The 25,204-nt window shown below is 66.0% G+C and carries 14 protein-coding genes and 2 pseudogenes; 1 reads left to right on the forward strand and 15 read right to left on the reverse strand.

Translation table 11 applies throughout. The features are described 5' to 3' along the window. Positions 1-49: 49 nt before the first annotated feature. The 9 genes and pseudogenes from PV796_RS40645 to PV796_RS40685 all read right to left on the reverse strand — a co-directional run bounded on the left by PV796_RS40645 (position 50) and on the right by PV796_RS40685 (position 15,707). Positions 50-1,015, reverse strand: coding sequence for an aminotransferase class IV (locus tag PV796_RS40645; protein WP_274919507.1), 966 nt, complete (start codon positions 1,013-1,015; stop codon positions 50-52). Next, positions 1,012-2,427, reverse strand: coding sequence for a phenylacetate--CoA ligase family protein (locus PV796_RS40650; protein WP_274919508.1), 1,416 nt, complete (start codon positions 2,425-2,427; stop codon positions 1,012-1,014). Before PV796_RS40650 ends, PV796_RS40645 begins: the two co-directional genes overlap by 4 nt. A 57-nt stretch (positions 2,428-2,484) precedes the next feature. Beyond that, positions 2,485-2,781: a Dabb family protein gene (locus PV796_RS40655; RefSeq protein WP_274919509.1), complete on the reverse strand. Its 297-nt coding sequence runs from the start codon at positions 2,779-2,781 to the stop codon at positions 2,485-2,487. 377 nt (positions 2,782-3,158) lie between these two features. Beyond that, entirely contained in the window at positions 3,159-3,404 is a 246-nt protein-coding gene (locus PV796_RS40660) for an MbtH family protein (RefSeq protein WP_274919510.1), read from the reverse strand. Beyond that, a complete protein-coding gene (locus PV796_RS40665; protein WP_274919511.1) occupies positions 3,401-4,705 on the reverse strand; it encodes a cytochrome P450 in 1,305 nt (434 codons plus the stop codon). The genes PV796_RS40660 and PV796_RS40665 overlap by 4 nt, the downstream gene beginning before the upstream one ends. A gap of 49 nt (positions 4,706-4,754) precedes the next feature. Next, entirely contained in the window at positions 4,755-6,545 is a 1,791-nt protein-coding gene (locus PV796_RS40670) for a type I polyketide synthase (protein WP_274919512.1), read from the reverse strand. Positions 6,546-6,586: 41 nt separating this feature from the next. Then, positions 6,587-8,452 (reverse strand): non-ribosomal peptide synthetase, encoded by a 1,866-nt coding sequence (locus tag PV796_RS40675; RefSeq protein ID WP_274919513.1) that lies wholly within the window; start codon positions 8,450-8,452, stop codon positions 6,587-6,589. After that, complete coding sequence (locus PV796_RS40680) at positions 8,452-14,619, reverse strand: type I polyketide synthase (protein WP_274919514.1); 6,168 nt, start codon at positions 14,617-14,619, stop codon at positions 8,452-8,454. The genes PV796_RS40675 and PV796_RS40680 overlap by 1 nt, the downstream gene beginning before the upstream one ends. 375 nt (positions 14,620-14,994) lie before the next feature. After that, positions 14,995-15,707: pseudogene (locus PV796_RS40685) on the reverse strand (IS6 family transposase). 649 nt (positions 15,708-16,356) lie between these two features. Here PV796_RS40685 and PV796_RS40690 point away from each other — a divergent pair. Further along, positions 16,357-16,581, forward strand: a pseudogene (locus PV796_RS40690) (transglycosylase family protein); the annotation flags it as partial. 1,563 nt (positions 16,582-18,144) lie between these two features. On the opposite strand, the gene PV796_RS40695 reads toward PV796_RS40690, so the two are convergent. The 6 genes from PV796_RS40695 to PV796_RS40720 form a co-directional block, all read right to left on the reverse strand. Beyond that, positions 18,145-18,741 carry an IS3 family transposase gene (locus PV796_RS40695; protein ID WP_274919515.1) on the reverse strand — a complete coding sequence of 199 codons (597 nt, stop codon included), beginning with the start codon at positions 18,739-18,741 and terminating at the stop codon, positions 18,145-18,147. Next, on the reverse strand, positions 18,738-19,046 hold the full coding sequence (locus PV796_RS40700; RefSeq protein ID WP_274919483.1) for a transposase: 309 nt from the start codon (positions 19,044-19,046) through the stop codon (positions 18,738-18,740). The genes PV796_RS40695 and PV796_RS40700 overlap by 4 nt, the downstream gene beginning before the upstream one ends. A 165-nt stretch (positions 19,047-19,211) precedes the next feature. After that, positions 19,212-21,545: a tyrosine-type recombinase/integrase gene (locus tag PV796_RS40705; protein WP_274911918.1), complete on the reverse strand. Its 2,334-nt coding sequence runs from the start codon at positions 21,543-21,545 to the stop codon at positions 19,212-19,214. Then, positions 21,542-22,612 (reverse strand): tyrosine-type recombinase/integrase, encoded by a 1,071-nt coding sequence (locus tag PV796_RS40710; protein WP_274911917.1) that lies wholly within the window; start codon positions 22,610-22,612, stop codon positions 21,542-21,544. The genes PV796_RS40705 and PV796_RS40710 overlap by 4 nt, the downstream gene beginning before the upstream one ends. Positions 22,613-23,249: 637 nt before the next feature. After that, on the reverse strand, positions 23,250-23,690 hold the full coding sequence (locus PV796_RS40715) for a hemerythrin domain-containing protein (RefSeq protein ID WP_274919516.1): 441 nt from the start codon (positions 23,688-23,690) through the stop codon (positions 23,250-23,252). 109 nt (positions 23,691-23,799) lie between these two features. Next, on the reverse strand, positions 23,800-25,170 hold the full coding sequence (locus PV796_RS40720; protein WP_274919517.1) for an IS3 family transposase: 1,371 nt from the start codon (positions 25,168-25,170) through the stop codon (positions 23,800-23,802). Between the last annotated feature and the right edge of the window lie 34 nt (positions 25,171-25,204).

The following is a 25,204-nucleotide window of genomic DNA, read 5'->3' on the forward strand; positions in this document are numbered from 1 at the left end:
GGGCGGTGGCGGGCGCCCATCCGGTGGTTCGGTGTACAGGCGGCCCGGGTCAGCCGGGGGTGATGGGGGTCAGCCACTCGGGGTGCGCCCCGTCGGCGGAGCGCTTGGCTGCGTCGTAGAGCGCGGCGGCCCGGGTCGCGAGCGGGCCGACTGTGCCGTTTCCGATGTCCCTGCCGGAAAGGGAGACCACGGAGACCACGCCCTTGCCGGTGGAGGACAGGAATATTTCGTCAGCGGTGAAGAGGTCTGCGGGGCTGAGCCGGCGTTCCAGGACTTCCATGCCCGCCTCCCGGCACAGTGTCATCACGGTGTCCCTGGTGATTCCGGGCAGCAGGTCACCCGTAGCGGGCGGTGTGGTGATGCGTCCGTTGTGCACGGCGAAGACGTTGGCGGTGCTCGCCTCGGCGACGTTGCCCGCCTGGTCCAGCAGGATGGCGTCGTCGAAGCCGGCGGCACGGGCTTCGTCGCTGGCCAGGGCGCAGTTCACATAGCCGCCGGTGAGCTTTGCCTGCGCCGGGAATGCGTCACGGGGCGGACGCCGCCACGAGCTGATCAGGCAGCGTATGCCCGGTGGGGTCCGGGATGCGGGAAAGCCGAACGTGGTGATGGACAGCGCGTCGGAAACTCCGGTGAGCGAGACGCCGGGGGGCGTGTGCGGCGTCAGGACGAGCTTGTGCACCAGCGGCCGTACGTAGGCGTCCTCTTGATGACCGTTGCGCCTGAGCAGTTCCCCGGTGATGTCGATGAGGTCGTCGATGTTGTCGGGTATGCCAGTGATGTGCAGGATCCGGCAGGCGCGCAGCATGCGTGCGTAGTGGTCTCGTGCCCGGAACAGCAAGAGTCCGTCGTCACAGTGGTGTGCGCGGATTCCTTCGAAGGCGCCGGTCCCGTAGTGCAGGCCCTGTGTGGAGAGCGTCAGCCGTGGAGCCGTCGCCGAGACGAACTCCCCTCGGTCGTAGGCCCATTCGCCGAGCCCCATCGAGGATCGTGTGAAGTTGTTCTGTGTGTCCGTCATGCCCTCGTTCCCGCGATCCGTTCGGCGGAGGCGTTTTCGATGGAGGACTCGGTGCGTAGGTCCACCACCCGTGCGGCTTTCCAGCTCACCATGGCTCCGGTGCTGGTGATGGGGCCGGGGGCGCCGAACCCGATGCTGAGCGGGGTATCGAGTGTGTCGAGGCATTCCTCGGCGGCCTTCTTGACTGCCTCTTGCCGGCTGTCCGGGTCGGCCTTCAGGGTCAGGGAGAGCAGGTCCTTGCCGTGGTCGTCACGGGCGACGGTGATCTGGTAGTCCTGGTAGCCGCGGAAGTGGCGGAGCAGCAGGTTCTCCAGGTCGTAGCCGTTGATGAGGTGACCGTTGAGCAGAAGCCGGTCGCGTACGCGGCCGACCGCCTCCAGAGCGGGGGCCGGCACCGTGGCGCCGGGCGCGGGGTCGGTCATCCGCACCATGTCCCCGGTGCGGTACCTGATGAGCGGCTTCGCACCGGTGTAGAGGTTCGTCACGACGAGTTCGCCGTACCGTACGCCTGCGGAGTCGGCTGCCACCGGCTCCAGGGTGTCCGGATCGATCACCTCGTAGAGGTTGATCAGCGGTGCGGTACGGAGCGAGCCATCGGAAGTGGCCGCCGCGAGAACCGAGGCCTCCTGTGAGGCGTAGAGGGCGTTGCGGGCTTCGGCTCCCCACAGCGCGCCGATGTTCGCCAGCAGGCTGGGAGACATCAGCTCGCCGGTGAGCATGAGGATGTCGAGGCAGAAGTCCTTCTGGGGGTCGAGGCCCGCCTCGGTCGCCTTCTGGGCGAGCCGCATCGCCATGCCCGGGGTGCAGAACAACCCCGTGATCGGCAGGAGACGCACGACCTCCAGGGCGCGGTCGAAGCCGATGACCGGCGAGTGCGGCCACATCTTGGCCACCGCGTGCCCCAGGTTGCGGCACACGTCCCCGAAGGTGTCACCGGTGGCGTGCAGCTCGGTGGGTCCGGAGACCCCGATGACCTGACAGTCACCGTGAGCGGCCAGGACATCGCGGTAATAGGTGGTAAGGACGGTGTTGTTGTGGATGGTGTCTGCGTTGGTGCGCGGACACGGGGTCGCTGCACCGGTGGTGCCGGTGGTCTCGTAGAAGATCCAGGCATCGGAGACCGGACATGACAGGATGCCGAGTTGAGTCTGCCTCAGGTCTTTCTTGGTCGTGAAAGGAAGGCGCCGCAGGTCGTCGCTTCGCAGTGCCGATATTTCGCCGTCGCCTATTCCCTCCAACTTCTCCCGGTAGAACGGGGAGTTGGCGCGTACGTATGCGGCGACCTCGCGGAGTTTGCGCGTCTGATGGGCGGCCAGTGCGTCATTGTCCCACTCGCCGGCCGTGAACGCGTCGAATTGGTCGCGCAACTCGCAGGTGAGAGAGGCGGATTCCGGGTCGTATTGCGTGAACATTCGGTGGAGCCCCCAATCAGGGATCTGTTGCCTCCCGTACGGGAGGCCTGGAGAAGGTCAGTCGTCGATCAGATCTGCGACTACCCAGTCGGAGATCGACCGCCACTTCTGGATGGCCTCTTGGTGAAATTTGTTGGTCTGGTACTTATCCAGCGCGGTCAGGTCGGGCAGCACCCCGATGACGGCGAAGTCGTAGGAGATGTCGCGCTTGACGGTGTTCCATCCCACCCGCCAGGTGAGCAGCTCCGGGACGTTGCGGCCGACCTGCTTGGCGAACTTCTCGGCCTCGACCACGGAGGGCGAGGTGCGCTCGAAGCCGTCCTTCAGTTTGAAGAGAGCGATATGCGTGATCACCGTTTTCTTTCACGCACGAGGCCCCAGCTGATTTCCGGTCGCGCGCGGTTTCCGTTCAACGGGAGGTATGTGGGGCCGTGTGCGATTTGGTCGATGCGGCGAGGCAACGGGGTGCCATCCTCACGCTGGTGTCCCAGCGCGTCGCAGTCCGGTTGCCCGTCAGTGAACAAGGGGTTTTTCCGGCTGTATTGCCGATCCCCGCGGAATGGAGTGTGGTGAATTCCTTCGGAGCGGTCATGTTCGATTCCTTCAGGAGCGTGCAACCGCAGTCTTCCGGTGCTGTGGACCGAAGGAGCCGATGCACCGGGCCCGAGGCGAATGCCGGCCTTCGGGTGGTCCGCGGGGGCGCCCGTGGGTGTTCCCGTGCTTGCCCGCCATCAGTCTCCCGGAAGCCGGAGGATCTCACTGGTTCCGGGAGCGTTCCCGGTCGGCTTTGCCGGTCCTGGTCCTCCCGTCCAGTTCCGTTCGATGTACTCCAGCGCAGTCTCCCGGTCGACGTCGGTGAAGGCGGCACGCCAGCCAGCCGGGAGGTCCAGGAACGGCCGCCACAGGGCGTGCTGCTCGTGGTCGTTGACGACCACGAGCCACGTGCCGTCACCCGCGTCGAAAGGACTGCCGGTCATCGCGTCTCTCCGCTCATCTCGTCGTCGTGGGCCAGTCCTGCACGGTCGGGGAAGAACCGGACCGGAAGGCTGGAGAATCCGTTCAGCAGGTTGGATCGCAGACGGGGCGCATGGCCGGTCCACTCAAGGCCTGTGGTGAAGTCCCGCAGGGCCATGAGGAGTTCCGATATCTCGATCTTGGCGAGATGCGCGCCGACGCAGTAGTGGGGGCCGTAGCCGAACGAGATCTGCTGGTTCGGTGTCCGTCCCAGGTCGAACACCTCGGGCCGGTCGAAGACGCGCTCGTCCCGGTTGGCCGAGTAGTGCCACAGCGTCACGATGTCGTTCCGGCGGATGGTAACGCCGTTGATCTGTGTGTCCTGCACCGCGGTGCGGCCGAAGTGCATCGACGGGGACGCCCAGCGCAGCACTTCGTCGACGGCCGTGTTGATGGCGACCTCGCCGTTCTTCAGCCGCTGCCACTGGTCCGGATGCGTGGCCAGCGAGTGCACACTGTCGATCATGGTGAGCCGACTGGTCTCGTCACCGCCGATGATCAGGCTGTAGCAGTTGAGGACCACGTCCTCGTCGGTCAGCCGGACCCCGTCGACCGTGCTGTGCGCCAGTGTGCTGACGAGGTCTTCACCCGGCGTCTTGCGCCTCTCCTCCACCAAGTCCTGGAAGTAGAGGAGGATTTCGTTGCGCGCCATCGCCGACTCCTCCTCGTCGACCTCGTCGTCATCCGTGCTCAGTGCGGTCTTGTTCAGTGTCAGGAGGTAGTCGCGGTCACTCTCGGGCACGCCCAGCAGGTTCGAGATGGTATTCATCGGAATGCGGCTGGCTATCTCCAGGGCGAAGTCGCAGCCATCTCCTGCGACGGCTTCCCGGACCAGCGGACGGGTATTGGCGCGCACCGCCTCTGCCACGGGCCTGAGCACTCGGGGGCCCAGCGCCCGCAGCAGGATCTTGCGCAGCTGCTCGTGCCGTGGCCCGTCCGTGACCGCGAGCATCTTGCCTGCTCCCGCATCGCCGCCCTCGAGCAGGGTCACCAAGACGTTGCCCCGCTCCGAGGTGAAGTTCTCGTCGTCGCGATGGACCGCAATGATGTCCTCGTGGCGTGAGAGCACCCAAAATCCGCGCCGCTGGCTGGTCGGCCGGTTCCAGTGAACGGGTCTGGTGTCCCTCAGGTCGCGCCAGAAGGCGTTCAGGTCCTGGTCCGCGAAGGTGGCTGGGTCGGACAGGTCGATCGTCTCGGGATCGCTCGCATGAGAGGCGGTCGCCTTGGGGTCGCCTGCCTCGGCGATGACCGTGGTGGGGTTCATTGCGGTGCTCCGGCTGATCGGGTCGGGGTAGGAGGAGAAGCACTGACCGTCACCAGTCGGTCCGCCAGAAGCGCCGGCGTGCGAAGGGATAGCCCGGCAGCGGGATCCGGTGGCTGCGCTCGCCCTCGTGCAAGGCAGCGAAGTCCACCCGCTGGCCTTGTACCCAGGCCTCGGCGAGCCGGAAGAGCGCATGCTCCTCGTGCAGTGCCTCGGCCGTGTCCGGCACGAGACCGTCGTCGGTACGCCTGAGCCCGGACAGGTCGGTGTGCCGCGCCGAGCCGCCGGAGGTCACCCGCTCGCCGGCCTCGACGGCCAGGGCCTCGGCCAGCTCGGCCTTGGTCCGGACCACGGCCGCCCAGCGCCGGCCCATCATCTTGCGCCCGAGGTTGAGGCTGAGAGTGATGTCATCGAGCCGTGCCTGGGGATGCGAGGTGATCCACTCCCGCAGCGCCCCGAGCCGCGCGGCCAGCCCCCGCTCGTCCAGGGCAGAGACCGTGACGAGCCGCGGTGCCCCGGTCTCGGGAGCCCGGGCGGGCAGGGCCGGCGGTTCCTCCAACACGAGATGGGCGTTGTAGCCGCCCCCGCCGAGCGCGGTGACACCGGCACGCCGGACACCGGCCTCCGCCTCCCAGTCCGCACCCTCCACTTGGGGCACGAAAGGCGTGTTGGGGAAGTCAAGGTCCTCGTTGACCTCGGTCAGGTTGATCGTCGGCACCAGCTTACGGTGGTAGAGCGCGAGCGCCGCCTTGACGGCACCGGACCCGCCGGCCGCCACTCCCGCGTGGCCGATGTTCGCCTTGACCGAACCGATGGATGTGGTACTGGTCTGCTTGCCGAACGCCATCTGCGCCGCGCGGACCTCCAGCCCGTCGGTGATCGGCAAGCCGAAGAAGTTGCCCTCGTACATGGACACGGTGTCCGGGGCCACGCCGCCCACATGCATGGCGTTGGCGATGCAGGCGCTGAGCCGGTCGGGCTGGGCGAACCCGTACGACACCGCGCTTGCGCCGTTGTTGTTGACGGCGGAGCCCTTCACCTTCGCGTAGATGTGATCGCGGTCGGCGACGGCCTTGCGGAGCGGTTTGAGGAGGAACGTCGCGACACCGCTAGCCAGCCTGGTCCCGGTGCCGTTGGCGTCGAACGGGCGGCAGTGCCCGTCCCGGGACATGATGCGGCCCTCTTCCCACAGGTATCCACGGCGATGCGGCAGTCGCACCATGACTCCGCTGGCGATGGCCATATCCGTCTGGCCCAACAGCAGCGACTGGCAGGCGAGGTGCACCGAGTAGTGGAAGCCGGTGCACACCGCCGTCAGGGTCATCGCCTCGCCCGTCAGCCCGGTGTAGAAGAGGGCGTTGGAGGACATCGTGTCCGTGAACCAGGCGTTGCTGAGCTCCATCACCTCGGGTCCGACGGAAACCCAGTCGGGGGCGGAGCTGTACAACGCCGGGGTCTGGGGGTTGGCCGCCGCGTAGATACCCACTTCACCGGCGACGCGATCCGGGTCGTAGCCGGCGTCCTCCAGGACGTCCCAGACACTCTCCATGAACAGGCGGTGCTCAGGGGACATCAATCTCGCGAGACGGTCCGAGATGCCGAAGACCGAGGGGTCGAACTCGTCGTAGCCGTCGAGCGTGGCGCATGCCCGAACGTAGAACGGGTTGTTGACCAGTGCCTGGTCCACCTCGAGGTCCTCCTTCTGGAGGAACGTGATGGATTCCCGTCCGTTGACGAGGTTGTCCCACAACTGCTCCTTGCCGTCCGCTCCGGGGAAGCGGCACGCGATACCGGTGATCGCGATGTCGCTCTCGTCGTACTGCAGCTCAGGGGTTTGGTTCATCGGTGTGAAAGCCTCCAATACGCAGGGTGGTTCACGACGTCTCAAGCGTCGGATGGGCGGCCTCGGCCGAGTACGGCGGACCGTCGGGCCTCGGCGCGGCGCCTGGCGTCGGTGACTGCGGTGGGCGTGGCACCGTTCTCGACGTCGTCCAGCCACTTGGCTTGCGAGGCGATGTCACGGAACCGGAAGAGGTCCGACACACCCACCCGCCTGCCGAACCGCTGGCTCATCCGTTTGGCAAGGCGCACCAGCAGCAGCGAGTTGCCCCCCAGGTCATAGAAGGCGTCACGCACACCGATGGTTTGGGGATCCCGGCTGAGGAGTTCGCCCCACAGCTCGGCCAGTGCCGCTTCGCCCGCGGTGCGGGCCGGTTCGGTTGTCCTCGGAGAGTCAGGCGAGGGAGGCTCCGGCAGGGCCGACCGGTCGAGCTTGCCGTTGGGCGAGACGGGGAGCGTGGCCAGGAATACCACCGTCTCGGGGACCATATAGTCGGGCAGCATCTGCTCCAGCCGCCGGGTGATCCGGGACTGCAACTCGGCATCAAGCCACGGACTGTCGCCCCTTGCCGACGTCTTGCTGCCGTCCTGCGGCACGACATAGGCGACCAGCGAAGTGGCACCGGGCTGCCCGGCCGCCGAAGGTACCGCGACGGCCCCCTCCCGCACCTCCGGGCATCCGGACAGCCATCCTTCGGCCTCCTCCAGTTCGATGCGGTACCCGCGCACCTTCACCTGGTGGTCGGCACGCCCGATGAACTCCAGCTCGCCGCCCGGCACGAAACGGGCGATGTCACCCGTGCGGTACATGCGTTCGCCGACCAGGTGCGGATCCGGCACGAAGCGTTCCGCAGTCAGTCGCGGCCGGTTGACGTAGCCCCAGGCCAGGCCCGCGCCGCTAAGGTACAGCTCGCCCGGTTCTCCTTCCGGTACCGGCCGCAGGTTCTCGTCCAGGACGTAGAGCAGGGCGGTGGAGGAGGGCATACCGATCGACGGCTCGCCGGACTCGTCCGGCGGGACCATTTTGAAGGTACAGAAGACCGTTCCTTCGGTCGGGCCGTACCCGTTGAAGACGCGGGTCACCTTCGTCTCGCGGTACACCCGGTCGACGAGCCGGCGTCGTACCGCTTCCCCACCGAGGACGACCGAGCGCAGCCCGGGCGCCAGATCCCCGGCGTCGAGCAGGCTCGTCATGGTGGAAGGAACGGTATTGAGATGTGTTACCCGGTGCCGGTACGGGCTCTCCGGGAGGTGGAGCGCGCTCTCGAGCAGGACCACGGCCCCGCCCTGGGAAAGCGGGGCGAAGATCTCCATGACTGCCAGGTCGAAGCAGATGGAGCTGACGGCCGCCACACCGCTCAGGTCACAGTCTTCAAAGATGCGTTGGGCCTCGGACAGCATCGCCGCGCAGCTGCGGTGCCGGATCGGCACGCCCTTCGGCTGTCCTGTCGATCCGGAGGTGTAGATCACATAGGCGGAGTCCTTCGGAACCGAGACATCGGGTCTCGCCCCGGGTTCGGTCTCCACGGTGTCACCGAGCACCATCACCGTGGGCCCCTGCGGGCACCGGCCCCGCGCCCCAGGCGTGGTCAGCAGCAGAGCGGTGCCGCTGTCCCGCACCATGAAGTCCAGCCGCTCGTCGGGATATTTGGGGTCGAGCGGCAGGTAGCAGGCGCCGGAGCGGAGGATCGCCAGCAGGCCGACGAGCAGACTCACACCGCGTTCGGCGCAGATGCCGACAGGTACGCCCGGGCGCGCACCCTCGGCCACCAGCTGTTCGGCCAGCAGCGCCGAACGCCGCTCCAGCTCTCCGTAGGTCATTACACCCTCGTCGCAGAAGATCGCGGTCGCTTCCGGGCTCTTCGCCGCGTGCTCGAGGAAACCGCCGTGCAAGGTGGTGTCGGTGCGCATCACAGTTCCCTCTCTTCCGGCCGGGAGCCGGGTGACAGGTGGTCTAGGGGCAGATCGGGGCTATCCATCCCCTGCAAGAGCACGGAGCGGAATTCCTTCAGCAGCGTCGTCACGATCTCCCTTTCCACGAAGCTAGGTTTGTACTGGACCTGGCCGACCACTTCGTCGGCGATGTCCGCCAACGTGATTTCCAGATCGAATTTCGCGATGTCCCGCCGCATCGGGAACGGGACCAGGGACAGCGCCCCAGTGGGCTCCTCGGCCTCACCGACACCGTGGAAGAGTGTGGTGACGTGAGTGAAGGCGTTGCCGGAGAGCCAGTTGACGGCGAAGTCAGACCACGGCGCACGCCCTTCGGCCCGGGGCGGATTGAGTTCCGCCACCAGCTGGTCCAGGGGATAATTCATGTGCTCCAGCACACCGAGCGAGAAGGCATGGACCTCGCGGAGCAGCTCTCGGAAGCTGTTGGCGCCGCTCGGCCGGGCCCGTACGAGCACGGTGTTGAGGTAGTAGCCCACAGCAGACTCCCAACCCGGTTCGCCGCGCTGGGCGATGGCAGTGGCGACGACGGTGTCCTCGGCACCGGTCAGCCGGTTCAGTGCCGCGAAGAAGCCTGCCAGCACCAGGGTGCTGAGCGAGACGCCCTCCCGCACCGCGAACGCCTTCAACCGGCCCGTTTCGTCCGCGTTCCAGCGGAAGATCAGGTCCGCCCCCTCGTAAGTGACCACGGGCAGCCGTTCCTTGACCAGGGCCGCCGCCCCGGCCGATGGGGGCAAATCGAGGTTGGCCGGTGGTGCCGCCAGGCGCTCCGCCCACCAGCGCAGCGCCGCCTCGGCCTCGGGACCGCCCAGCCAGGCGCGCTCCCACTCGACAAAGTCCGTGTAGGGGGCGGCCGGTTGCTGGGGCACCAGGTCTGCGCACAGCGCCCGTTCGTAGTACATCCGCAGATCGCGTACGACGGTGTCCACGGACGCCGCGTCGACGGCAACATGGTGCATGACCAGCAGCAGGAAGTGGTCTTCGGGGCCGCGAGAGACCAGCGCCGCCCGAAGGATGGGGCCTTGATCGAGGTCGAGCGGGCAGTGCCCCCGTTCCACGAGCAGGTCATGCACCTCTTTGTCCTCGAGCCCCGAGCCGTCCTCCGTCAGGAACTCGTAGACCGGCTGGTCCAGGATCAGCTGGTAGGGCCGTCCGCCCGCCTCGACGAAGACCGTCCGCAGCACCGGGTGCCGCTCCACCACCGCCCGTACAGCATCCTCCAGCGCCTGCTCGTCCACCTCGGTGGGGATGCGTGCGGAGAACATGAGGTTGTACGGCACGCCGTCGGGCGACAACTGCTGCATGAACCAGATCGAGGTCTGCCCGTGTCCGGCGGGCGCCAGCTCGAAGGCCGACGTAAGCTCCAGCGCAGTCCGCAGTCTCTCGACCGCCGGCAGACCATCGTCCGCAGGCTGCTCCAGCAATTGCCGCGCGGCAAGTTCGTCCAGCAGCTCTTGCGCGTCCTCGTCCAACAGGCCGTCGACGACGTACGCCGATTCCGCCCTCGCAGGCGGCGGCGTACCGTCGTTCGCTGCCGTTTCCTTTCCGTCCCCGACAAGTTCGAGCAGCCGTTGCAGAAGGTCGGCCACAGTGCGGTCGTCCAGGAACTCCGCCGGGGACAACCGGTGCCCGAACAGCGACTGCATCCTGTTGGTCAGGCGGATGGCCAGCATGGAGTCCAACCCGAAGTCTCTCAGCCGGGTGGTGGGGCCGAATTTTTCGGGCGGAACCCCGAGTACCTCGGAGATTTCCCCGAGGATGACCTCCCGGGGAACCAGGCGCCCGGTCCCGTCAGCCGGAGCGGTCTCAGCCAGCGCGGTACCCTGCGGGGCAGGGTGCGAGGCATCGGTGGCGGAAGGCGCGGCGTTGGTCCCGGGCGCCCCCTCACGCGGTGCCGCCTCCAGCCAGTACCGGTCCTTCTGCCAGCGGACCAGCGGTGTCCCGACCACCTGCGCACCCGCCGGGGACAGCGCCTCAAGCGACAGGGGCACGCCGCGCACGAACAGGGAGGCGACAGCCCCCAGTAGGTTTCGCATGTCGCTCTCCCCCCGCTGCAGGGAGTTGACCACATGAACGTGCACCCCGTCGGCCAGCGCCGTCTCCTCGACGGCACCGCGCAGCACGCCGTGCGGACCGATCTCGACGAAGGTGTCGATGCCGTCCTCGATGAGCCCCTTGACGGCCGGGGCGAACCGCACGCAGTCTCGGAGATTGTGCGCCCAGTAGTCCGCGTCGACGACGGGGCTGAGCACACCGCCGAGCGTCGTGGAGCGCAGCGCCACCTCGAACGACCGGGGAACAATGTCCTGGAGCGCCTCGCGCAGCACCGGTGCGATCGGTGTCATGGACGTGCTGTGCGCCGCCCGCTCGAGCCGCAGCCGCCGCGTCGCTATCCCCGCGCCCCGCAGATCCTCCTCCAGTGCGCGGATCGCGTCGGGCTCACCGGAAACGGTCACGCTGGTGGGACTGTTGACCGCCGCGAGCGACACGCACTCCCCGTAGGGGGTGAGGTACGCAAGGACGTCTCCCGAGAACTCCACAGCGATCACGGCACCCACTCCGACCTCGTGCTGCATCAGGTGCGATCGGGTCACCGCGACCCGAGCCGCATCCTCCAGGGACAGCGCGCCGCCCACGCAAGCCGCGGCTACCTCGCCGAGACTGTGCCCGACGAGTGCCGCTGGGCGCACACCGAGATCCGTCCACACCCGCGCCAGTGAGACCTGGAAGGAGAACAGCACCGGCTGCATGACGTCCAAGTCGTCCAAGCGCGACTTCTCCGGGGGCGCCGTCATCGCCTCGAGCACCGACCAGCCGGCCAGGTCGCGCACGACGGCATCGCAGTTTTCCATCTGCTCGCGGAAGCCGGCGTGCCAACGCAGCAAGTCGCGGCCCATACCCGGCCACTGGGTTCCACCCCCATTGAAGACGAACGCGATCCGCCCCTCGCCCTTGCTCGCAGCGACCGTGCCCTGCACGATGTCACGGTGCGGCTCCCCGTCGCTGACCCGCGCCAGCCCGTCAAGTACGTCCTGACGGTCGCGTGCCAGGATCGTGACCCGGTGTTTGTGGTGGGTGCGCCGGTTCGCCAGGGTGTGCGCGAGATCGGGAACCCACAGACGGGCATCGCGCTCGATGTGATTGGACAGTTCACGGCAGGTGTCCAGCAAGGCCTCCGCGGAGTGGGCGGTGACGGGCATCAGGTGCGTCCGCTCCGGCGGCTCAGACGTGTGGTGAACCGGCGTGAGGTCCCCCTGATGGCTCGGCCCGAGATGGCGCCCCCTCATCCCGGAGACGAAGGAGCCGGCGGTGACGGCCAGTCCGTCAGCGTGCAGCGCGCCGAGCGAGGAGAGCAGTCTCCAATCGTCGTCCGTGCCTCGCTGGAGCGAGGGAAGGCAGCTCACCGCACGATCCGCGAAAGCCTCGCGTATCGGCTTCAACAGCACGGGGTGCGGGCTGAGCTCGACGACGGTGTCGACACCCCGCCGCTCCATGGTCTGCAGGGCGCTGGTGAGCTGGCTCGGCCGCCGGACGTTCTCCACCCAGTAGTCGGGCCCCAGATCGCCGCCGCTGACCTCCTCCCCGGTGACGGTGGAGATCATGGGGATCCGGGTCTCAGTCGGGTTGATCCCCTCGAGCGCGGCTCGTAGCGGAGCGAGCACCGGTTCCACCGAGCGCGAGTGCGCCGCGTACCCCATCCGGACCCGGTGGCTGGAGATCCCGTCCGCCGCGAGCCGCTCGGCCAGTGCTTCGAGTTCCGCCGTCTCGCCCGAGAGCAGCAAAGACGCGGGCCCGTTGTGACCAGCCACCGTGAGGCGATCACCCGCGGCAGTGAGATACGGGGCCACACGGTCCTCGCCGGCCTCGACCACCATCGCGTTGCCGCGACCCACAGCGAGCTGTTGTACGAGGCGGGCGTGGTGCGCAGTCAGCAACGCGGCGTCGTCGAAATCGAGTGCTCCGGCGATGTGAGCGGCGGCGAACTCGCCGATGCTCTGTCCGAGTACGAGATCGGGTTCCACCCCAAGCGAGCGCCAGGTTTCCGCCAGGGCGGTCTGGATGGAGAACAGAAGCGGCTGAACGACCTCCATGTCGTCGAGCCGGGAACGTTCCGGGGCAGCGAGCAACTGGTCGACCACAGAGAAGTGGGACAGCTCCCCGATGCGTTCATCCGCGCGCATTAGGCAGCGGCGGAACACGGGCATCCCCACGAGCAGCCGCCTGGCCATGCCCAGCCACTGACTGCCGGTGCCCGAACACAAAAAGGCCACCCGCGGCTTCCCCGGCCCGCTTGCCCCGGTGGCGAGCCCTGGGTGGGGCCGGCCATCGGTGAATGCGTCGAGCTGCGCAACCAATTCGTCCCGGTCGCGGGCTGCGGCGGCGAGCCGGAACCGGTCAGTGGGGACCGGGTCAGCTGCCTGCCGGCACAGGGCTGGCAGATCCGCCGCAATGCCTTGCGCAAGTGCGGTGCGCAGTGCGGCAACCCGGTCGGACAGTTCTCGCTCGCAGTCCTCGCCCAGCAGCAGCAGAGAACTGTCCGGATGAGGCAACTCCTCGGCAACAACGTGGCAGTTGGTGCCGCCGATACCGAAGGCGCTGACACCCGCCCGGCGCGCGCCTGAGCGCCGTGGCCACACAGTGGTCCGCTCCTGAACCCGCAGATGCGCCTCGGTGAAGGAGATCTGCCGGTTGGCGCTGCTGTAGTGCAAACTGGCGGGTAGGACGCCGTTGCGCAGAGCGAGGGCAACCTTGACGAGACCCGCGACACCCGCGGCCGGTTCGAGGTGGCCGATATTCGTCTTCACCGAACCGATCCGCAAGGCGTCCCCGGGCTCGCGGCCCCGACCCAGCACAGCCGCCAGAGCCTTGGCCTCGATCGGATCTCCCAACGGAGTGCCGGTGCCATGGCACTCCACGTAGTCCACCAGGGACGGCGACACACCCGCCCGCCGGTAGGCGGCGCGCAGCAGGGACTCCTGGGCACGCGGATTCGGAGCGGTGAGACCGTTGCTCAGACCGTCGTTATTGACCGCGCTGCCACGAATCAGGCAGTACATGGGCAGTCCGCGCTCGAGCACGACCCGCAGCGGCGCGAGGACGACCACTGCTGCGCCCTCGGCGCGCACATAGCCGTTGGCGCGGGCGTCGAAAGCTTTGATCCTGCCGTCTGGTGACAGCGCCCCGGCTCGCTCCATGGCCAGGAAGTGGTCGGTGATCAGGTTCAGGTTGACCCCGCCGGCCAGGGCCAGCCCGCTCTCGCCGTCGCGCAGCGACTGGCAGGCGAGGTGGACGGCGACCAGCGAGGATGAACAGGCCGTGTCGAGGGCCATGCTGGGCCCCTGCAGCCCGAGGACATAGGAGACACGGTTGGCGATAATGCTGTCCAGCGTCCCGGTTGCTGTGTGAGGCCCGACGTCGTGCTGCGAGCCGCTCTGATGCGCCATCGCGGCGTAGTCGCTCCAACTGGAGCCCATGAAGACACCAGTGTCACTCCCCTGGAGCCCGCCGGGCGCAATGCCCGCGTCCTCCAGTGCCTCCCACGCCAGCTCCAGCACCAGCCGCTGCTGGGGATCCATGGCGACCGCCTCGCGCGGTGAGATCCCGAAGAAGAGAGGATCGAAGAAGTCGACGTCGTCGAGGAACCCGCCCCACCTGAACGAATCTGCGGTACCGCCCTGTTCAAGAAGCTTCCGCCGCGAAGGGTGCACCGTGCCCACGGCGTCGCGCCCATCCTCGAGCAGTTGCCAGTACGCCGACGGGTCTGCCGCGCCGGGAAGCCTGCAGCTAATCCCCACGAGGGCAATCGGCTCCTGCGCGCTGTGCGCAACCGCCGCATACCGCCGGTCCGTTCCGCGTCCTTCCCCATCAGCGTGGGGACCGTGGGCCAGTGCACGGCACAGGCCCTCCAGCGTCGGATGGTCCCACACCATGGTGACTGGTACCGGCCGTGCCAGGAATTCCGACAACGCCAGGACAAGGGTGGCGGATTTCAGCGAGTCCAGCCCATACCGGTGCAGTGGCACCCACCGGTCCACCTCGTCCTCGGTTACATCCAACAGATTCACGAGCCGAGAAAGGAGAAAATCTCTGACCTCATCGATACCAGGCGGACTGGAACCAGCTGACATGCCTCTCCCTGGGTACTCATCAGGCGACGGAACTGAATAGCCGAGCAGACTGCCAAGGCCCACCTACCAGGGCGGAGATGACATCGCCCACATTGCCCCAAAAGCAAGGAACTGCTTCCACAGCTCAACGGCGTGACCGCCGCCCCGGCCCAGAAGACCCCTCGTCAGGCGTTCGGCTTGTCCCGCCCTCAACGATTCGCGAAGGAGAGTCGATTTTCAAACGCGCTTTATCGATGCAGTGAATCACCTGATGCGATGACAGCCTCGTAGTGAAGTTTTCTCAGGGATCACCGCCAAAGGCGTTGTCGAGTTGTTGGTGTGGGTGGTGAGTTGGGGTGTGATGAGGGTGCGGGTGTGTTCGCGGTGGCGCCTTGGTCAGCCGGCCACGGTCGCGGCGGTGACGGTCTTCCAGACGGTGAAGTGTTCGGTCATTTCGGTGCGGTAGTCACTGGCTGTGAGCAGGTGCCGCCGGGGTCGGAAGTGTGAGGAGATCTGGGAGAAGCAGGCAAGGGATGTCTGGGCCGCTCCGACGGGGGGAAGTTCTTCATGGCGCGTTCGCGTTGTCTGGTGGGCTGTTGGCTGTTCTCGGCCCGGTTGTTTAGGTACTTCGAGGTGCGGTGCTCGACCGAGGGCATGACCTGGCGGTGGGTGGCGTCGTAGGAGCGGAGTTTGTCGGTGACGATCACGCGGGGCAGGTACGCGTACTCCTTGAGGAGCTTGCGGAAGAACCGCTTCGCCGCCGTGGTGTCCCGCTTGTCCGTGACGAGAATGTCGAGGACGTTGCCGTCCTGGTCCACCGCGCGCCAGAGGTAGCGCATCCGGCCGTTGACCTTGATGAACACCTCGTCCAGGTGCCACTTGTCGCCCGGGCGAGGCCGGCGGCGACGCAGTTGTCTGGCGTAGGCCGGGCCGAACGTGGTGCACCAGGCGCGGATCGACTCGTACGAGACGACGACGCCACGCTCGAAGAGGAGCTCCTCGACCTCCCGGTACGAGAGCGGAAAACGGTGATACAGCCACACCGCGTGAGCGATCACCTCGGCCGGGAAGCAGTACCCCTTGTACGACGACGCCCCCTCGGACCCCACGACCGACCCCTCCCACAACGACCCAACATCAAGATCACCTCACGCCACCCACAACAACCCGATAGCGCCGACACCTGCGGTTATTTACGCGTCAGAGTCGGATACGGACCCAAGGCAGGAACGGTTCAACCCCCGTTTGCCGCAGCACCGTCATCTGGTAATCAGATGAGCAGTTGGGCCAATCGGTGACATACGTTACCCGTTTCGCGTGTCAAGGGTGGCGTGACCCGATGACAGAGGGAACAGTGAGGACTCCGTTGCTCAATCCCTGGGGCTAGCCGGCTCGGCTGCCACGACCTGCACCGACGCTATTTGCCGAGCGACCAGAGTCGGCCAGATCTGCAGCTCCTGCGAATTGGGCAACGGAGTCAGTGAGGGCGTCAAAGCCAATACCTGCCTGTTCCACGCTAATTGGCGATACGGGCAGGGCTCTGAACGTAGCCAGCGGTCAGCTGGAGTTCTGGCTCTTTGCAGCAGGAGCTCTTTTGCTGCCTGCCGGCAACGCTGACAACTACCCTGCCCCCAAACATCGGAGCTGTTCATGATTCGTACGCCGGCTCTCTCCGTGCTTCGCATGCTCTCCTGCTTGCTGCTGGCAGCTTGTATCACGTGCCTTCATCAGGTGAGTTATGCAGCGCAGACCGCCGTCAGCTCCAAATGGGACGCCGTAGCTGCTTGTGAGAGCGGTGGCGGTTGGAGCATCGCCACAGGAAATGGCTACTACGGTGGACTGCAGTTCTCCGCGGAAACCTGGAGAGAATTTGGAGGCCGACGTTACGCCCCCCTTGCGCATCAAGCTTCCCGGGCAGCGCAGATTGCGATCGCTGAAAATGTCCTCAAAGTGCAGGGCTGGCGTGCCTGGCCTGTATGCTCACGTTGGAGATGAGCATGGTTCTCGTCACGTAAGGCATGTTTGAGGAATTTCGATTTCCGCAGTAAGCTGTCCAGTAAGGCTACCTCGACGCATTAGTCGGGTTCGCGGGGTCAAATCGGGAGAAGGCATGAAGCTTCTGCAGGACACGCCTCACCGAAAGATCATGCCTGTTGTTGCCGAAGTCGTCGTGGCCGCTTATGCATCCATGTTCCATGCATGAGGCACGATCCTGGCCCCTACTGGCTTATGGCTTAGCAGCTCAATCGCAGTCTTGCCGGGCGCATCTCGCCAAGGCCGTGAACTGCCGGATATTATCGTGGGCGAACTTTACTAAACAGGCCGAAGGCGCCTGACAGTACCGGACAGGTGCGGTTCCAGCGCCTGGTCTTGGGGTTTCTCACCTGAAAGCGGAGCCCTTCAAGATTGCGAAGGAGTCCGAACAATGGAGCTTGCGGTATTTCTCTCCGTCAGATGACAGCGATGCAGCAGAAGGGTACCGAAACACCCACTCAGAACTTGCGACGCCTGGAAAGATTCCGCTTATACTACAGTACTCATCCGCATCTGATGGGGACTACGTCACAACTGGGCTTGCCCAATGCCGCCACCTCCGTTCAACTGCGCAAGTTGCTACGAAGGTTTCCAACGAATAGGAGCAGAGAATCCATGACCTTGTTGACTGGTCGACTCATTTTTCGCATTCGCCTTGCATTCCGGAAGCAAGTCATTCCCACGCCAGTCGCCAATCTCGCATCCGCCCCATTATTTACCTATCCAGGTGAAAGGTATTTCCGCTGGGGAGAGGAAAATGCCTACGTTACATGCGCCCGATACATGTTTATGCAATGTGGCATGGCTGACCTCTATCGCGACTCCACCTTTAAAGGATGGTCAAACATCGACATCCGAGCATGCGAAAGATTTCAGCGGACTTTTGGATGGTGCATAAAGAGAAGTGATGGCGTGTTGGATTCGAAAACCTGGGGGCTGCTTGCTCGGTGCTGGGTAAATAACTTTAGGCTACCTAAAATCCATTACCTCCCGTTACACCCGAACACGACCACGGCCGTGTTCCCTAATACTCGCCCGCTGAGCTACCCTGGCCGTTCTGCATTTGGCCCCGGCCATGACAATGCGTGGGTCCTAATGCTCCGGATCGGGCTCCTGTGCTATGGTTATGGTTCGCGACCACGAGCACCTTTCTGCAAGAATCTCCTTAACCGAGAAGCATCTTCTTGGGATGATCAACTTCGTGAATCGTGTAAAGAATTTCAGCGCGCACTAGGATGGAGAGGAAGGGCAGCCAACGGCTATCCATGCGAACTTACTTGGCGGCTTCTATGGAACTGTCCCAGCAGCTGTAGTTCTTGATCGGTATGGTGGGCTCAGGTCGCTGCGGCTGCCGTGATGTTGTTCCAGGATGCTGTCAAGTTGCCGGAGCCTTTTCCGTCTCTCACGGCATCTTTAAGTCGTGATCTTCGGGGCGTCCGTGCAGGTCAGCAGGTTGCTGCGGGTATGGGAACGGCCACCGTGATCATGAGCGTTTGTGACGACGTCCAACGATCAAGTGGCCGTGGAGGCAACGATAGCCGAGCAAGTGTGGAGGACGGCGCCTTCGCGTCCCGCGAGGGCGTACTCCAGCGTGGTCAGGACCAGGTCGGCGTCCGCGCGGGCGGAGGTCTCCCAGGCCACCACCCGGCGGGAGAACGCGTCCCGGATCGCCGACAGCCACAGCGGGCCCTCGCCGGTCGAGATCATCGTCAGGTCGGTGACCCACAGCCGGTTCGGCGCCGGTGCGGTGAAGTCCCGGTTGACCAGGTCCGGGGCGAGTGTGGCCTTCGGATCCCGGCGCGTGAAGCCTGTGCGGCGCGGGCTGATGCCCGCCAGGTCGGCCTCGCGCATCAGGCGCTCGACCCGCTTGCGGCCCACGCGTGTGCCCTCGCGTTTCAGCACGGCATGCACGCGCGGAGAGCCGTAGATCCCGCCGGACTCGGTGTGGATCTCCTTGATCCGCTCGGTCAGCTCGACGTCGCGACGCCGCCGCTCGCACGGCTGCTTCTCGGCGCGGCGCCAGCGGTAGTAGGTGGAGGAGGCGATGTGCAGTTCCCGCAGGACGCACTCGACTCCCAGGTCAGGGTGCTCGTCGAGGAGCCCCGTCACCTGGGCCGGGTCGGGTCGAGTTGCGCCGCGAAAAAAGCCGAGGCCGTCCGCAGAACTTCGTTCGCGCGCTTGAGCTGGGCGTTCTCCTTGCGAAGCGCGGCGAGTTCGACGCGTTCGTCGCTGGTCAGCCGGTCGTCCCGCTCGCCGGCATCGGCCTCGGCCTGCCGGATCCAGCCGCGCAGGGCCTCGGGATGCACGCCGAGCTCGATAGCCAGTCGCTTGATCTGGGGCTTCGGGTCGGAGGTCCGGTACATCCGCACCGCACGCTCGCGCAACTCCAGCGAGTACTTCCTGGGGGCAGCCATGGTCGATGTTCCTCTCATGAGAACCATCTGACCCTCTGTCACCATCCTCCGCATCTCGGGGGAACCTCAGGATCAAGACGCCGTCATCGCCGGCCTGTCCAGCTCCTGGAGCTCCGGCCAGGTCGAGGGTCAGAATACGAGAGCCATTCTGTGGAATCAGAATTGTCAAGCTTGCTGCGGTTTGCCCTGGCGGACGTCGAGGATCGGAAGGAGGGGCGTGTTCGGTGGGACGTCGAGTTGGCGGGGTGTCGGTCCGGCCGGGGTGGGGGTGTCGGCGAGTCTGTCGAGGAGGCGGTCGAGCGCGCTCTGGCCGTCGGTGACGGCTGCTTGTTCATCTTCGGTGAGTGGGATCGAGACGGCCATTTTCTGCAAGTTTCCCCTGGCTTCGAGTAGTTGGGCTCTCGTGGAGTCCTTGGGGGTGTAGAAGTCGCAGCGTGCGCAGGCCATGCGGTGCTGGCACTGCTCGAAGAAGGTGTAGGTGCAGTAGCCGTGTCCGAGGTCGTAGTGCTGCCAGGGTTCGCCGGTCGCGGCGGCGCCGGAGGTGACCGCGTCGCGGTCGACCAGGACCTCGATGGTGCGGACGTTCCGCTCGAAGTAGCCCGCCTCGGAGTACGCCTTGGACAGAGTGTTCGGGGTGATCTTCGCGTAGTACTGGGTGGATTGTGGCGATCGATGTCCGAGCCAGGCTTGCAGCTCGAACAGCGTCATCGGTTCCTTGGCGTTGTAGAGCTGGCTGGCGATGGTGGACCGGGCCCGGTGGCTGGTGATGTTCCCTCGGACGTCGGCGTCCGGGACGCCGGCCTTGCGGCAGAGCATCGGGATGATCGTGTTGTTGATGTAGCTGGTGGAGACGCGGCGGGCGCGGACGGCGAACAGCAGCTCGACGTGCTCGCCGGTGCGGCGGTCGGTGAACTTCGGCTGGTCCGGGCGGACGGCCTGCCAGACGTCGATGGCCTGGCCGAGGATCGGGTCGACCGGCTTGGTGAAGGCGGTGCCGGTCTTGTGGGTCGGGACGTCGAGCAGGCAGACCGCATCGCGGGCCAGCACCTGTTGCGAGTCGCCTGCGATCGAGTTCCCGTCGTGCTGCCAGCGGATGCAGCCCAGTCTCAGCCGGGCGATCTCGTTGCTGCGTTGACCGGAGAACAGCCAGGTCAGCGTGACCGCGCGGACCAGTTCGAAGGGGTAGAAGTGTCCGGAGCGGGTCTGTGGAAGATCCGCGGGGTCGAGGTTGAGGCCGGCCCACAACAGCTTCGCCCAGACCTCGTCGGCGATCACCCGTGGGTCGGGGCCGAGGAGGGCGGTGATGCTGCGGGGGATCGCCAGAGCGCGTAGTGGGTCGAAGCGGCGGGGCAGCCACTCCCACTCCTGGCAGTCCCGAAAGAAGGTCCGCAGCGCAGTGATCTGTCCGGCCTTGGTGGGTGCCTCAAGCGGCTTGCCGAGCCGGTCCTTGAGGCCGACCGTGCGCTGGACGTAGTCGCCGACTTTCATCCGGTCCAGTGCGCCGATCCAGGTCGCGCAGGTCTGCCGGGTCCAGTCGGTGGGATCGGCGGCGTCGGGCTGTTCGGCGGCGATCCACCGGCCGACCCGCAGGAGGGTGGAGCGGATGCTGCCGCGGACGCGCGGGGTGAGGGTGGAGGTGTCGTGCCAGCGGTCGGCCCACTGTTCCCAGATCTTGGCGCCGCCAGTGGCCCGCGCCGAGTGACGGCCGGTGCTCTGCAGGGGTGGATCGCAGAAGCCGAGCGCGGCGACCGCCCGCTGCAGGGCGTGCAGGGTGTTCAGCCGGGCGCCCTCCAGCAGCCGGTCGCGGCGGACCCTGTCGAACAGTGCGGTGTCCATGTCCTCGAGGTGCGGGCTGCGGTTGAGCAGGAACAGCTGGCAGGCGACCGCCGGCAGCAGTGTGTCGTCGTCCTGGCCCAGTTGATAGCCCCAGGCGCCAAGGACCGTGCGGAGGCGGGCGATCTCGCTGGTGACGCGGTCGCGTCCGAAGATCCTCCAGGACAGCGTGAGGCGTTGGAAGCTGCCGAGCTGGTGGAACTCGTTGAAGGAGCCGAGCAGGTAGGCGTGCGCCGCAAGGTAGGGGCGGACTTCGTCCCCGGCCCAGGCGGGTGCGTTCTGCCGGAACTCGGCCTGGGTGCGGCCGAGTAGATGGGCCCACTCCTGCGTGGTCCACCCCCAGTAGGCCCGTCTGGTCTGCGCGCTGTGCGTCAGCAGAAGGGCAACGACGTCGAGCATGGCCCTTCGGCGGTGCGGAGTGGGAGGTGAGTCGAGTGCCGAGTTGACCGCCTCCAGCGGACCCAGCAGCCGTGCGATCATGCGCCAGCCCGGTGCGGCCGGGTCGTGGTACTGCAGCCGGCGCAGATTGCGCACACCGAGTTCGAGGACGGCCTGTGTCTCCGCGGGGCGGACCTTGACGGTCGTGTCGTAGCGGTCCGGGATGATCGGCCAGGACCAGCGACCGCCGACGTCCTCGGGGACGATGGCCAGCGACGATGCGATCACCGCGACACCTCCGCCGTCGCGCCGGCCGGGGCGGTGAGCATCTGTATTCGCCAGGCATGAATGTGGTCCATGCCGCGGGCCAGCTTGTCGGCCAGGTCCCGGCCGGAGAGGTGGATGTACTGAAGGGTCGAGTCGGTGTGACGGTGTCCGGCGAAGGACGCGATCGCGTGCAACTCCCAGCCCATGCGGGCCAGATCGGTCAGACACAGGTGCCGGGTGGTATGCGTGGAGAACCGCTCGACACCGGAGGTCAGCGCGAGTTTGCGGACCACTTTTGACCAGGTCCACAGGCTCAGCGGCTGGGCGTGATTGCGCCGCGATTCCGACAGGAACAGCGGTCCCCGGGCCCGGCTGATCCGGGCGCGGTGGGCGAGGTAGTCCGACAGCAGTACCCCGGTCGGTGCCGAGTAGGGCACCACCCGCTCCAGCCGGTTCTTCGTCGTTTCCGCTCGTATCCGCAGCGTGCGGTGGGCCGGATCGACGTCGTCGGTCCGCAGTGAGCACAGTTCCTCGCGGCGCAGGGCGGCGTCGTAGGCCAGGGCGAGCATCACGCGGTTGCGTACCGGCTCGCGCTTGGCGACCTCCAGGACGTTCAGCCACTGCTGTTCGCCGGGAATCCACGGCAGCTTCGTCAGTCGGGGCACCAGGCCGCGCTGCGGACCGCCGTTCCGTCGGCCGGGGGTGTAGCGCCCCCGGCCGACGGGGTTGGACTCCCGCAGCCCCTCTTCCATGAGGAAGTCGTAGAACAGGCGGACCGGCACGAGCCGCTGCTGGATCGTCGCGTTCGCCAGCCCCGCCCCCGAGTCGATCGAGATCACGTTCGCACCCCGGCGGTGCGGCCGCGAGGTCAACTCCCGTACGTAGACGGCGATATGGGAACGGTTCGCGGCGACCGGGTCGACACCCTCCCGCTCGCACATCAGCAGGTACTCGGCCAGTCCCCGGCCGTAGGCGTCGATCGTGCGGGGTGCACGTCCGAGATCCGTCCAGACCGTCAGCCAGGCCGCTGCCTGCTCGTGCCGGCCGAACACCGGCCACTTCTCCGTGAGCACCGTCGTGCCGCTCAAGCCATCTCCCAAGTCCGTGGTTGCACCGGAGAGACATGATCACCCCGGCAGATTCCACGTAACTTCTAAACGGATCAAAAGGGACGGGTACGGCCGGGCCAACTTCGAGCTTCTCCGCACCCTCATCCTGTACAGACCCTGACCCGCCCGATCACAAGATCCGCGACAGAGCCGAATTACGTGATCGTTCACACGGGGCGGCGTGGCCCGTGGAATTGTATGGGTTGTGGTGCGAAGGTCACACATGTCGTCGTCGGCCGTGACTGTTCGATTCCCGGGCGCCGGCTGCGGCCCGGCGACGGCTTAAAGAAGGTTTCGAGGCTCACGCGATGGCAGCGTTCTTGCCGGCGCTGGGAAGAACGTGTCTGGTGCTGGGGCTGCTTGCACGACGCCTTCGAGGGGGTGCGGATGGCTGCCCGCCCCGCGTGCGTGAGAGGGGTGTTCTCGGCCCGGCTGGTGCGTCGAGTTGATCAGCCGACGCGTCACTGTCAGTGCTGCGTGGTATTCGCGCGCGCCCACACGCAAGGACGCGACCGGTCGCAGCGCGACGCTTCTGTGGTCCGCGGCGACCCAATTACGCGATGGCCACGGCTGCTAAGCCGCTCATGATCACGGTGTTCATGACGTACGGCGGTGCTCAATGGTCGCCCCTGCGATATTTCTTGGCCAGGTTGTCCAGTACATAGGGGTGGAAGCATAGGCGTAGTTGGGGGAAGAGGTGGTTCTCTTCGGTGTCGATGTGCGTGCGGAGCTGGGTGTGTACTTGGTCCACGAGATGGTCGAAGTCGGCGTCGTCGGGTTCGCGTTCCTGCAGTTGTTCGAGGAGGTGTCGCATCCGGCTGTGGTCGGCGTTTTTCTGAGTCGCGAGTGCGTCGCTGTGGTCCAGGTGTTTGGGCAACGCTAGAGGCAGGTGCTGCTCTTGGAAAGCCAAGTGCCTCTTCAGTTCGATCGTGAGTACGTTGACTAGTCGTTTGCGGTCCGCAGTCCCCGGGGGCGCGTTGTTGAACTGCGCGAGAAGTGCGTCGAAGATGCGGTGATCCGCTGTCAGTTCGTCGACGACGTCGGGGTCGCCTCGCACAGTGCCTCCACGATGGTGCGGCGTCGGCTTGCCCAACGCCGCACCATCTATTCCCACCCCGCCCGCTGAGTAACAGGAAGGCTCGGGCAAGGCGCTGGCCGGCTCATGTTCATCCGGTGAGTAACAACCGTCGCCGCGATACGGCCGAACATCCTGGGGGCGATGACGGTCTCAACCAGCGACGGCTCTCACACGCTATGGCAGGCATGAGGGGATCTGGCGCGAGTGTACTCAAGGGGTCTTTGCACGGATTTAGGTGTGGGCGGGGTTGCCGCAGCACTTCTTGTACTTGCGTGCCGAGCCGCACCAGCAGGGGGTGTTGCGGGGTGGGGGCCAGGGGGTGGCGTGGCCGCGGGCGGCGAGGTGGGGGAAGGTTCTCTCCTTGGGTGAAGGACTCGAAGTCGCTCATGGTGCCGTGCGCGATGCCGAGGTGGGTTGCCCCCTCGTTGGATAGGCGTTGCAGCGTCTGCTGGACGTGGTGGATGTGCTGGTGGTGTTCGTCTCCGTAGTGGTCGGCCATCTCGGGCCAGGTGTCGAGCAGTTGGGCGAACTCGTCACGGTTCCAGAACAGTGCGCAGGTCAGGCGAGGGTGGGAGCGATCGCTATGAAATATCGCGCCCTTGGTGAGCTTGCGGTTTCGTGCCGCGTTACGGATAGCCCGGACGATGAGCGGCGTCCGGTAGTGGTCATCCATTGCGTAGCCGATAACTTCCTTGCTGCAGCAGTCGATAATGGTCGCGAGATAAAGCCAGCCCTCTGTCGTCGGTATGTAGGTGATGTCGCCGACAAGTTTTTCGCCGGGTGTGTCGGCGGTGAAGTCGCGGCCGACAAGGTCTGGCACCAGGCTGGCCGTGGCTTGGGTGAGGCCGAAACGATTCGGCCTCGGCTGGCAGGGTTCCAGGCCCATCTCGCGCATGAGGCGGCGGACCAGCTCCGGGCCGACGGCGCGGCCCCAGCGGGCCAGCTGGGCGTGGACGCGCCGGTAGCCATAGGTGCTGTCGGATTCCTCGAATGCCTTCTTGATGAGCATTTTCAGTTCCTCGCGCCGCTTGGCTGTTGCGGATTCTGGACGGTCGCGCCATTCGTAGTAGCCGGATCTGCAAACGCCGAGTCTGCTGCACATGAACTCGACGCTGTAGACGTACTCCGCCGTATCAAGTCGCATCTCATCGATGAACTCGTACTTGCTCGCTACCGGGGATCCTTCGCGAAGTACGCTGCGGCTTTTTGTCAGGAAGGCGTTCTCCATCTCGAGCTCGTGGTTGCGCCGTTCCAGCTCTTTCAGTCGCGCACGCTCACTGACGGGCAGGCCGGCATCGGCGGGCAACTCATTCCGCTTCTGGTGCTTCTTCACCCAGCCACGGAGCGTCTCCGGATTCATCTCGAGTTCCCGGCCGACCTCGGTGACCGTCTTGCTCGAACTCAAGGCAATCCGGACGGCTTCCTCACGGAACTCCGGGGAGTACTTTCTCGGTGCCACTGCTTGTTCCTCGTTCCCTGTTCCAGGCGATCCT

The sequence above is a fragment of the Streptomyces sp. WZ-12 genome, assembly GCF_028898845.1.
Lineage (GTDB): Bacteria > Actinomycetota > Actinomycetes > Streptomycetales > Streptomycetaceae > Streptomyces.

What these genes read in the sequence shown, in the direction of transcription:
- PV796_RS40670 (WP_274919512.1), bottom strand. Translation starts at nt 6,545, where the DNA reads ATGAACCAAACCCCTGAGCTGCAGTACGACGAGAGCGACATCGCGATC.
- PV796_RS40680 (WP_274919514.1), bottom strand. Translation starts at nt 14,619, where the DNA reads ATGTCAGCTGGTTCCAGTCCGCCTGGTATCGATGAGGTCAGAGATTTT.
- PV796_RS40645 (WP_274919507.1), bottom strand. Translation starts at nt 1,015, where the DNA reads ATGACGGACACACAGAACAACTTCACACGATCCTCGATGGGGCTCGGC.
- PV796_RS40700 (WP_274919483.1), bottom strand. Translation starts at nt 19,046, where the DNA reads ATGGCTGCCCCCAGGAAGTACTCGCTGGAGTTGCGCGAGCGTGCGGTG.
- PV796_RS40650 (WP_274919508.1), bottom strand. Translation starts at nt 2,427, where the DNA reads ATGTTCACGCAATACGACCCGGAATCCGCCTCTCTCACCTGCGAGTTG.
- PV796_RS40665 (WP_274919511.1), bottom strand. Translation starts at nt 4,705, where the DNA reads ATGAACCCCACCACGGTCATCGCCGAGGCAGGCGACCCCAAGGCGACC.
- PV796_RS40660 (WP_274919510.1), bottom strand. Translation starts at nt 3,404, where the DNA reads ATGACCGGCAGTCCTTTCGACGCGGGTGACGGCACGTGGCTCGTGGTC.
- PV796_RS40675 (WP_274919513.1), bottom strand. Translation starts at nt 8,452, where the DNA reads ATGCGCACCGACACCACCTTGCACGGCGGTTTCCTCGAGCACGCGGCG.